This window comes from Limosilactobacillus reuteri subsp. porcinus (genome assembly GCF_036621895.1).
GTDB lineage: Bacteria > Bacillota > Bacilli > Lactobacillales > Lactobacillaceae > Limosilactobacillus > Limosilactobacillus reuteri_J.
Genome location: NZ_LN887497.1, coordinates 1 through 9,422, shown reverse-complemented (window position 1 = coordinate 9,422; position 9,422 = coordinate 1). Strand labels below are relative to the sequence as shown.

9 protein-coding genes are annotated in these 9,422 nt (G+C 37.9%); 8 read left to right on the top strand and 1 reads right to left on the bottom strand.

Annotation, left to right across the window (positions count from 1 at the left end; translation table 11 throughout):
* Positions 1 to 99: 99 nt before the first annotated feature.
* Positions 100 to 354, bottom strand: a complete 255-nt coding sequence (rpsT, locus tag AACL61_RS09695; RefSeq protein WP_003666832.1) for a 30S ribosomal protein S20 — start codon at positions 352 to 354, stop codon at positions 100 to 102.
* 261 nt (positions 355 to 615) lie between these two features.
* Between rpsT and rpsO the strand changes: the two genes are divergently transcribed.
* From rpsO to AACL61_RS09655, 8 genes are all read left to right on the top strand, one after another.
* Positions 616 to 885, top strand: coding sequence for a 30S ribosomal protein S15 (rpsO, locus tag AACL61_RS09690; RefSeq protein ID WP_003666833.1), 270 nt, complete (start codon positions 616 to 618; stop codon positions 883 to 885).
* A gap of 180 nt (positions 886 to 1,065) precedes the next feature.
* Positions 1,066 to 2,847, top strand: a complete 1,782-nt coding sequence (locus tag AACL61_RS09685) for a ribonuclease J (RefSeq protein WP_102816466.1) — start codon at positions 1,066 to 1,068, stop codon at positions 2,845 to 2,847.
* Positions 2,848 to 2,963: 116 nt separating this feature from the next.
* Positions 2,964 to 3,869: a hypothetical protein gene (locus tag AACL61_RS09680; RefSeq protein ID WP_102816465.1), complete on the top strand. Its 906-nt coding sequence runs from the start codon at positions 2,964 to 2,966 to the stop codon at positions 3,867 to 3,869.
* Between the two features lie 178 nt (positions 3,870 to 4,047).
* Positions 4,048 to 5,238 (top strand): elongation factor Tu, encoded by a 1,191-nt coding sequence (tuf, locus tag AACL61_RS09675; protein WP_003666836.1) that lies wholly within the window; start codon positions 4,048 to 4,050, stop codon positions 5,236 to 5,238.
* A 195-nt stretch (positions 5,239 to 5,433) separates the two neighbouring features.
* Positions 5,434 to 6,744, top strand: a complete 1,311-nt coding sequence (gene tig, locus AACL61_RS09670; protein ID WP_102816464.1) for a trigger factor — start codon at positions 5,434 to 5,436, stop codon at positions 6,742 to 6,744.
* Between the two features lie 177 nt (positions 6,745 to 6,921).
* On the top strand, positions 6,922 to 8,172 hold the full coding sequence (clpX, locus tag AACL61_RS09665) for an ATP-dependent Clp protease ATP-binding subunit ClpX (RefSeq protein WP_102816463.1): 1,251 nt from the start codon (positions 6,922 to 6,924) through the stop codon (positions 8,170 to 8,172).
* A 17-nt stretch (positions 8,173 to 8,189) separates the two neighbouring features.
* Positions 8,190 to 8,780: a ribosome biogenesis GTP-binding protein YihA/YsxC gene (yihA, locus tag AACL61_RS09660; RefSeq protein WP_102816462.1), complete on the top strand. Its 591-nt coding sequence runs from the start codon at positions 8,190 to 8,192 to the stop codon at positions 8,778 to 8,780.
* Between the two features lies 1 nt (position 8,781).
* A complete protein-coding gene (locus AACL61_RS09655; protein ID WP_003674350.1) occupies positions 8,782 to 9,081 on the top strand; it encodes a nucleoside triphosphate pyrophosphohydrolase family protein in 300 nt (99 codons plus the stop codon).
* The last annotated feature ends 341 nt before the right edge of the window (positions 9,082 to 9,422 follow it).

Genomic DNA, 9,422 nt, shown 5'->3' with positions numbered 1-9,422 from the left:
AATTTAAAATCCGGACTACGATTTTTGATCGATCAAAAATCATAGTCCGGATTTTACTGTTAGAGAACCAAGAATTAATAGTTAATTCCCAGCCCCTTATTACTTAGCGTAACGTGCTGAGAGACGTGACTTGTCACGTGCAGCCTTGTTAGCCTTGATAAGGCCCTTAGAGTGGGCACGGTCAATTGCTGAGATAGCAGCCTTGTATAAGTCGTCAAGGTTATCTGCGCCAGCAAGCTTTGCCTTATCGAACTTCTTAATAGCAGTCCGCATTTGGCTTAATTGTGAAGCGTTACGTGCTTCAGCTTTTTCACTAGTACGAACACGTTCAATTGCTGATTTGATAATTGGCATGAGTTTCACCTCCGTTACCCGATTTTCAGTTGACCAGAATTTTCAACATTTGTCATTATACAAAAGACTAGCGAGCAATGCAATAGCTAACGACGATCAAGTCAAAATTTCATAGAAATAGTTGCAATATTAGTAAATTTTATGTATATTTATATAGGTTACTTCAAACAAGTAATTAATTGCCTCTTCTCAGTTTAACGATCCTCACCGACGTTATACTTAGATCTTAGGCGCATTAATATTGAAAGGTGGGAAAATAGCATGGCTATTTCAAAAGAACGTAAAGATCAAATTATTAAGGAATTCGCAACTCACGAAGGAGATACTGGTTCTACTCAAGTTCAAGTTGCTGTTTTAACTGCTGACATCAACGAATTGAACGATCACCTTCGCACACACAAGCACGATTACCATTCACAACGTGGTTTAATGAAGAAGATTGGTCACCGTCGTAACTTATTAGCTTACTTACGTCGGACCGATTTACCTGCTTACCGTGAACTTATCCAAAAGTTAGGTTTACGTCGGTAATATTTTATTATCAAAGCACTTTGCCTTCTACTTGGAGGCAAGGTGTTTTTTGTTTTTACTCCATTATTTTCACTGATTGTGGTAAGATATTTATAACTATAATGAACGATATAAAATTCTTATCGCTACATATTGTAATCGATAAGGGGTTCAAAACTAAATATTAAAGGAGCCAAATCAATGGATAATAATATTAAAATTATTCCTTTTGGTGGTGTACGCGAAAATGGTAAAAATATGTACGCCGTTGAGATTGAAGACCAAATTTTCATTTTGGATACGGGGTTAAAATATCCTGAGAATGAATTAATGGGAATTGATGTTGTCATTCCTGACTGGGAATATCTTCGTGAACATAAGGACAAGATAGTTGGGGTATTCTTAACACACGGACATGCAGATTCAATTGGAGCACTCCCGTATTTCTTGATGGACTTTAATGTTCCGGTATTTGGAAGCGAGATGACGATTGCCTTAGCAAAGCTGGCAGTTAAAAACCATAAGGAAGTTAAGAAGTTTAATGATTTTCATGTTGTTGATGCGTCAACAGCAATTGATTTTAATGATGTTACAGTTTCATTCTTCCAGACGACCCATACTATTCCTGAAACTTTAGGGGTTGTTTTAGAAACTAAAGCAGGAAATATTGTTTACACTGGTGATTTTAAATTCGATCAGACAGCTAAAAAGGGTTATCAAACAGACCTTGCTCGTTTAGCGGAAATTGGATCACAAGGTGTATTAGCACTTTTAAGTGATTCTGCTGGGGCCGGAATTACGGGTGCGTCTGCTCGTGAACAAGATATTGGAGACTATATTAAAGAAACTTTTAAATATCAAAACGGTCGGATTATTGTTGCTAGTGTAGCTTCAAATATTATGCGTGTACAGCAGATTATCAATGCTGCTGTAGCCGTTGGCCGGAAGATTGTTTTATCTGGAAAAGACATTGAACAAATTATTGATACAGCAATGTCTTTGGGAAAGTTACACTTACCAGATGACTTATTTATTAGTCGCAAGGAAGCAGAAAAACTCGAACCAAACCAAGTTGTTATTTTAGAAACTGGTAAAATGGGTGAACCGATTAAGTCATTACAGCAAATTGCAAACGGCGATAATCCTAATTTACAATTAACGAGTACCGATCTTGTCTTTGTTACTACTACTCCTTCTTATGCGCAGGAGACTGAGGTACAAAAGACAAAAGATATGATTTATCGTACGGGAGCAGAGGTTAAATTTATTTCTGATGATTTGAATCCTTCTGGACATGCTAACCAAAATGATGAACAATTAATGTTGAATTTCATGAAACCCAAGTTCTTCATTCCAATTCAAGGTGAATACCGTCTGTTAGATCGTCATGCGGAATTAGCAGAAGAAGTAGGAGTTCCAAAAGAAAATATCTTCCTCGTTAATAAGGGTGATGTTCTGACTTACAAAAATGGTAAATTCCATGTTGGAGAACATATTGATGTAAGTAATACTATGATTGACGGAACAGGTGTCGGTGATATCGGTAATATTGTTTTACGAGATCGGCGCGTCCTATCAGAGGATGGGATTTTTGTTGTGGTGGCAACTATTGATCGGAAAAAGAAAAAGATCGTTGCTCGACCACAAATTACGTCACGAGGATTCGTGTTTGTAAAGACTAACCGTCAACTAATGCAACAGAGTGCTGACTTAGTTGAAAAGATTGTTCAAGAAAATCTAGATCAAAAGGAATTTGATTGGAGTCACTTGAAACAAGATGTTCGCGATAAATTAAACCGATTCTTGTTTGATCAAACTAAACGGCATCCAGTTATTTTGCCAGTTATTATGGAGATTAATCAACATCAAAAGAAGATTAAAAACAATGTTGAGAAGAAAGAAGAGAAATCTGCGAAGTCATGTTCAACGAAAGAACATCATCGTGGTCGTGGTAAAAAACGAATGGCAAAAGAAAAGAAGTAGCTGTTTAATATAAGTAATGTGAAGGGAGGCTGGGAGAAAACTTTCGTTTTTCTCCCAGCCTCAACTGCTTTTATGAACAATTGTATAAAGTAATGAAATAAAAAAGGGTGATAAAAATGAATGAAACCCAACAAGATCAATATCTCCAGGCTCAAAAATTAATTGCTGAAGAAAAATGGCAAGAAGCTAGTAATATTCTGGAAGATCTTATAAACGAGGTTGATGATTCAGAAATCGGTCGATTGACGATAATCGCTCTGTATCATTCTCAACAATATACCAGGGCTTGTACTTACTTGTTTGAGTATTTAGAAGTAATGTTTGATAGCTTGGCAGATGCTCAAATTGCCATTAAAATTTTGTGTCAAAATGAATTATTTGTTTTAGCAAGACAGGTGATTAGTAGTCTTTCGCAATGGCAGGAAGATTTGCTGACAATTGTTACAATGGGGGAGGAAAAATCTCGTCAAGAGTACCAGGAGACATTACAAACACGTTTGCGAGACTTTTATCATTTAGGAGATTACTCCCTTGAAGAGCAGCAAAGTAGGCTGCAGGCGGCTTTTAAACTTCCTTTAAATGAATTTATTACAGGCGCTAAATTCCTGCTTCGTGATCCCTACACTCATCCACTGGTAAAGTCTAGTTTGGTTGAGCTGCTTAGTAAGTTACAAGTTGCAGATCCGGTTACTGTTTATTGGCTAGATAAGAAAGAATATACAGTTGTGCCAGCTGATATTCAGCCTTTAAATTTATTGCCAGTCGTTAGTGAAGGTAAGAGATTAATTACAGAAAAGTGTGGAAATCAAAACCCGCAGACAGAAAAGATGGCAATTCAAGAATTTCAATTACAGGTAATGTTCTTATATCCGCGAATTAATCAAATTATTAAAGATATTGATGAATGGACAGATGTTTTAATCGCTAGAATAGAAGGAAAGAAAGTCGCAACAAATACAGTTTCTAGTACCTGGCAGGAACGACTAGGTAAGCAGATTGACGAATTAATAGAAAAACATTAGTCAAATACATTTACAAATGAACAGATAGTTGATATTATATTTAAGAATTCTTCTTCAGAGCCTAAGATTAAAGCTTTCAATTGGCGAAAAGAAGTTGTACAATATGTATAAAGGTATGTCAGTCATCAAATTAGATGATCTGGCATTATACTTGTAAATTATCAGGAGGTTTTCATTAATGGCTGAAAAAGAACATTATGAACGTACAAAACCCCACGTTAACATTGGTACTATTGGCCACGTTGACCACGGGAAGACTACTTTAACTGCTGCTATTACAAAGGTATTGGCAGCCAAAGGTTTAGCAAAGGCAGAAGATTACGCTGATATTGATGCTGCTCCAGAAGAAAAGGAACGTGGTATCACTATCAACACTGCCCACGTTGAATACGAAACTGAAAAGCGTCACTACGCACACATCGATGCCCCTGGACACGCTGACTACGTTAAGAACATGATCACTGGTGCTGCACAAATGGATGGTGCTATCCTTGTTGTTGCTGCTACTGATGGTCCTATGCCACAAACTCGTGAACACATTCTTCTTGCTCGTCAGGTTGGTGTTCAATACATCGTTGTATTCTTGAACAAGACTGACTTAGTTGACGATGATGAATTAGTTGACTTAGTTGAAATGGAAGTTCGTGACTTACTTAGCGAATACGATTTCCCTGGTGACGATGTTCCAGTTGTTCGTGGATCTGCTCTTAAGGCACTTGAAGGTGACCCAGAACAAGAAAAAGTTATCCTTCACTTAATGGATGTTATTGATGACTACATCCCAACTCCAAAGCGTCCTACTGACAAGCCATTCATGATGCCTGTCGAAGACGTATTTACTATCACTGGTCGTGGTACTGTTGCTTCTGGTCGTATTGACCGTGGTACTGTTAAGGTCGGTGACGAAGTTGAAATCGTTGGTTTAACTGAAGACGTTCTTAAGTCAACTGTTACTGGTTTGGAAATGTTCCACAAGACTCTTGATCTTGGTGAAGCCGGTGATAACGTTGGTGTACTTCTTCGTGGTATTTCACACGACCAAATCCAACGTGGTCAAGTTTTGGCTGAACCAGGTTCAATCCAAACTCACAAAAACTTCAAGGGTGAAGTTTACGTTATGACTAAGGAAGAAGGGGGACGTCACACTCCATTCTTCTCAAACTACCGTCCACAATTCTACTTCCACACAACTGATGTTACTGGTACTATCGAATTACCAGATGGTGTAGAAATGGTTATGCCTGGTGATAACGTTACATTTACTGTTAACTTACAAAAACCAGTTGCTCTTGAAAAGGGTCTTAAGTTCACTATTCGTGAAGGTGGACACACTGTTGGTGCCGGTGTTGTATCCGACATCTTAGACTAATTTTTGAGTACAGATGTGCTGAAAGGCTTGGGGAAACCCAAGTCTTTTTTCTTTAATAAAAATATTTGAAAATAACTTGGGGATCAGCCGTCAATAAGTTGCAATTACTGGTCTCCTACGGTAAACTAATATAGTATGTAAAGACTAGTTATAAATATTAATTAGTCAAATTGATTTGTTATTGGAGGAAATAAAATGTCAGCAAAATGGGAACGCGATAGCGATGCCAGCAAAGGTACATTGACATTTGAAATTGATGTCGACACTATTAACAAGGGAATTGACGAAGCTTTCGTTGAGACTCGTAAAAAGATCACTGTTCCGGGCTTCCGGAAGGGTCGTGTCCCTCGTCAAATCTTTAACCAAATGTACGGTGAAGAATCATTGTATCAAGATGCCTTAAACAAGGTATTACCTGATGCATATAACGAAGCAGTAAAGGAAACTAACATTCAACCTGTAGATCAACCTAAGATTGATATTAAGAGCATGGAAAAGGGTCAATCATGGGTATTAACTGCTGAAGTTGACGTTATGCCAGAAGTTAAATTAGGTGAATACAAGGGTATGGAAGTTCCTGCTCAAGACACCACTGTTACTGATGCTGATGTTGATGATGCACTTGAAACTAAGCGTCAACAACAAGCTGAACTTGTATTAAAAGAAGATAAGCCAGCCGAAAAGGGCGACACTGTCGTTATTGATTACAAGGGTAGCGTTGACGGTGAAGAATTTGATGGCGGTTCAGCTGAAAACTACTCACTAGAATTAGGTTCAGGCTCATTTATTCCAGGTTTTGAAGATCAATTAATCGGTCACAACGCTGATGAAGATGTTGATGTAAATGTTACCTTCCCAGAAGATTACCACGCTAAGAATCTTGCTGGCAAGGATGCACTTTTCAAGGTTAAGATTCACGAAATCAAGGAAAAGCAATTACCAGAACTTGACGATGATTTCGCTAAGGATGTTGACGAAGATGTTGATACTTTAGCTGAATTAAAGGAAAAGACTAAGAAGCAACTTCAAGAAGAAAAGGATAACCAAGCTAAGGCTGCTATTGAAGATGCTGCTATCAATAAGGCTGTTGCTAATGCAGAAATCCAAGATATTCCACAAGCAATGTTGGATGATGACACTAACCGTCAAATGCAACAATACTTAGCAGGAATGCAACAACAAGGTATCAGTCCTCAAATGTACTTCCAAATTACTGGTACAAAGGAAGAAGATTTGAAGAAGCAATTTGCTAATGATGCTGCTCAACGTGTAAAGACTAACCTTGTCTTAGAAGCAATTGTTGACGATGCTAACTTAGATGCTACTGATGAAGAAATTGCTAAAGAAATTTCTGACCTTGCAAAGCAATACGGTATGGAAGAAGATGCTGTTAAGAAGGCATTATCTAAAGACATGTTAATGCATGATATTAAGATCCGTAAGGCTGTTGACTTAGTTGCTGATTCAGCAAAGCAAGTTAAGGATGACGAAAAGTCTGACAAGTAATTTGTTAAATAATTACTAATCAATGAGGCTGGAAGAAAACAGTAGTTTTCTTCCAGCCTCGCTATTTTAATCAAATATTAGTAAGATAAAGTAGAAAATAATTTACTGAGTAATTTAGTCGAAATTAAACAGTAATTTTGTTATTATGTTTTAATAAGTCTTAGAGGAGGTTCATTTATGTTTGAAGATACCACTGGTATGGATTCAGTTCACTGTTCATTTTGTGGAAAGTCCCAAGATGAAGTGAAAAAAATTGTTGCTGGTCCTGGCGTCTATATTTGTAACGAATGTGTTGACCTTTGTAAACAAATTATTGATCAGGAACTAGCAGAAGATGAAGCTAAAAAAGCTTTCCGTGTGCCAACTCCAGGAGAGATTGTTAACGAACTGGATGACTATGTAATCGGTCAAGGTGATGCTAAAAAAACATTAGCAGTTGCTGTTTATAACCACTATAAGCGGGTTAATGCAATGATGAGTGGCGATAATAATGATACAGAACTTCAAAAGAGCAACATTGCCGTAATTGGTCCAACTGGTTCTGGGAAAACCTATCTTGCCCAATCACTTGCGCGAATTCTAAATGTTCCGTTTGCAATTGCAGATGCTACAACTTTAACTGAAGCTGGATACGTTGGTGAAGACGTTGAAAATATTATCCTTAAATTACTTCAGGCTGCTGACTTTGATGTAGAACGTGCTGAAAAAGGAATCATTTACATTGATGAAATTGATAAAATCGCAAAGAAGAGTGAAAATGTATCAATTACGCGTGATGTTTCTGGAGAAGGGGTTCAACAAGCTCTTTTAAAGATTCTTGAAGGAACAATTGCTAATGTACCACCTCAGGGAGGACGTAAGCATCCACAGCAAGAATTTATCCAAGTTGATACAAAGAATATCCTCTTTATTGTTGGGGGAGCCTTTGATGGAATCGAAACAATTGTTAAGGAACGACTCGGTGATAAGACAATTGGATTTGGAACAGACTCACGAGAAGCTGAAGAGGTTACGGATAAAAATATTTTGCAACATGTTATCCCAGAAGACCTTCTTAAGTTTGGCTTGATTCCAGAATTTATTGGACGATTACCAGTGATGACTGCTCTTGAAAAACTTGATGAAGATGACCTTGTTCGAATCCTTACTGAGCCAAAGAATGCATTAGTTAAGCAATATCAAGAGTTAATTCGCCTTGATGGAAGTAAGTTGACCTTTACTGATGGTGCATTACGAGCAATGGCACAACTAGCAATCAAGCGAAATACAGGTGCTCGTGGTCTCCGTTCGATTATTGAAGATGTAATGCGGGATGTAATGTTTGACTTGCCAAGTCGTAAAGATGTAGAAAAGGTAATTATTGATAAACGATGTGTAACGCAACATACAGAACCTCGTTACGTTTTAAAGAATGAAAAAGCTTCTTAATGAAATGAGGTAAGCAAATGGAAGTTTACAATGTAGATTTAACAATCAGTGCCGTAAGTGATGAACAATATCCTAAAACAAATATTCCAGAAATTGCTTTAGTTGGTCGTTCAAATGTTGGGAAGTCATCGTTGACAAATGTCTTAATCAACCGGCGCAATTTTGCTCATACGTCTAGTCAGCCAGGTAAAACCCAGACGTTAAATTTCTATGACGTTGAGGATAAGGTATATTTTGTCGATGTTCCAGGATATGGGTATGCCAAAGTCTCGAAAAAAGAGCGAGAACGATTTGGAAAAATGATCGAACAATACTTAACCCAACGTGAACAATTACGCGGAGTTATTCAATTAGTTGATGCACGGCATGAACCCACCCCTGATGATGTAAATATGTATAATTGGTTACAATATTATAATATTCCAACATTAATCGTAGGGACAAAGATTGATAAGGTAAAACGAAGTGCATGGAATCGCCAACTGAGCCTTATCAAAAAGACCCTTGATGTTGAGAGTTCAATACCGATTATTCTATTTTCAGCTACAGAGAAAAAGGGTAAAGATGATGTTTGGCAGTGGATTGAAGAGCGAATGGGGAAGAACTAAGTTGGATTTTAATGAATACCAAAATGCAGCAAAACGAACCTTATATGGGAATGAACAAGTTTTAACAAATTGTGCATTAGGATTAGCTGGTGAGTCAGGACAAGTCGTTGATTTAGTAAAAAACTATACTTTTCGTAGTCGAAAATTAGATCGTAAGGAACTAATCCACGAAATGGGTGATGTCTTATGGTATTTATCTCAAATTGCAGAATGGGCCGATATTCCATTTGAAGAGGTTGCCAAAGCAAATATTGAGGAATTAAATCAGCGCTATCCGACTGGTTTTAAAAAGCAAGATTAAAAATAGAGAGTGGAAATAGCCTTCTCGACAAGGCGGTTGGCTAAGCTAGGGCGATGATTAGCACGGCACGGGCTGATTATCGTTTGTACTTAGACTCGAGCCTTGTGGCGACGCGAAGTTAGTTCCACGTTACTATTGTTCATAAAAGTAATGGAGGCTGGGAGAAAACTTTTGTTTTCTCCCAGCCTCCTTTGCATGTGCGCCCGGCATGGGTATTAGCTAGGCGGTGAGAGTCCGCTATGGGCCGTAGTAGTCGGAACCATGAGCTGAGGACAAGGGTGTCCACTGTGAGGTGGAATCTGAAGGAAGTCTAAGGCAAAGTACTGCACCGATGAACAAGA

Excerpts from the sequence above, each read along its gene's own strand:
- rpsT (WP_003666832.1), bottom strand. The coding sequence starts at position 354 with ATGCCAATTATCAAATCAGCAATTGAACGTGTTCGTACTAGTGAAAAA.
- rpsO (WP_003666833.1), top strand. The coding sequence starts at position 616 with ATGGCTATTTCAAAAGAACGTAAAGATCAAATTATTAAGGAATTCGCA.
- AACL61_RS09685 (WP_102816466.1), top strand. The coding sequence starts at position 1,066 with ATGGATAATAATATTAAAATTATTCCTTTTGGTGGTGTACGCGAAAAT.
- AACL61_RS09680 (WP_102816465.1), top strand. The coding sequence starts at position 2,964 with ATGAATGAAACCCAACAAGATCAATATCTCCAGGCTCAAAAATTAATT.
- tuf (WP_003666836.1), top strand. The coding sequence starts at position 4,048 with ATGGCTGAAAAAGAACATTATGAACGTACAAAACCCCACGTTAACATT.
- tig (WP_102816464.1), top strand. The coding sequence starts at position 5,434 with ATGTCAGCAAAATGGGAACGCGATAGCGATGCCAGCAAAGGTACATTG.
- clpX (WP_102816463.1), top strand. The coding sequence starts at position 6,922 with ATGTTTGAAGATACCACTGGTATGGATTCAGTTCACTGTTCATTTTGT.
- yihA (WP_102816462.1), top strand. The coding sequence starts at position 8,190 with ATGGAAGTTTACAATGTAGATTTAACAATCAGTGCCGTAAGTGATGAA.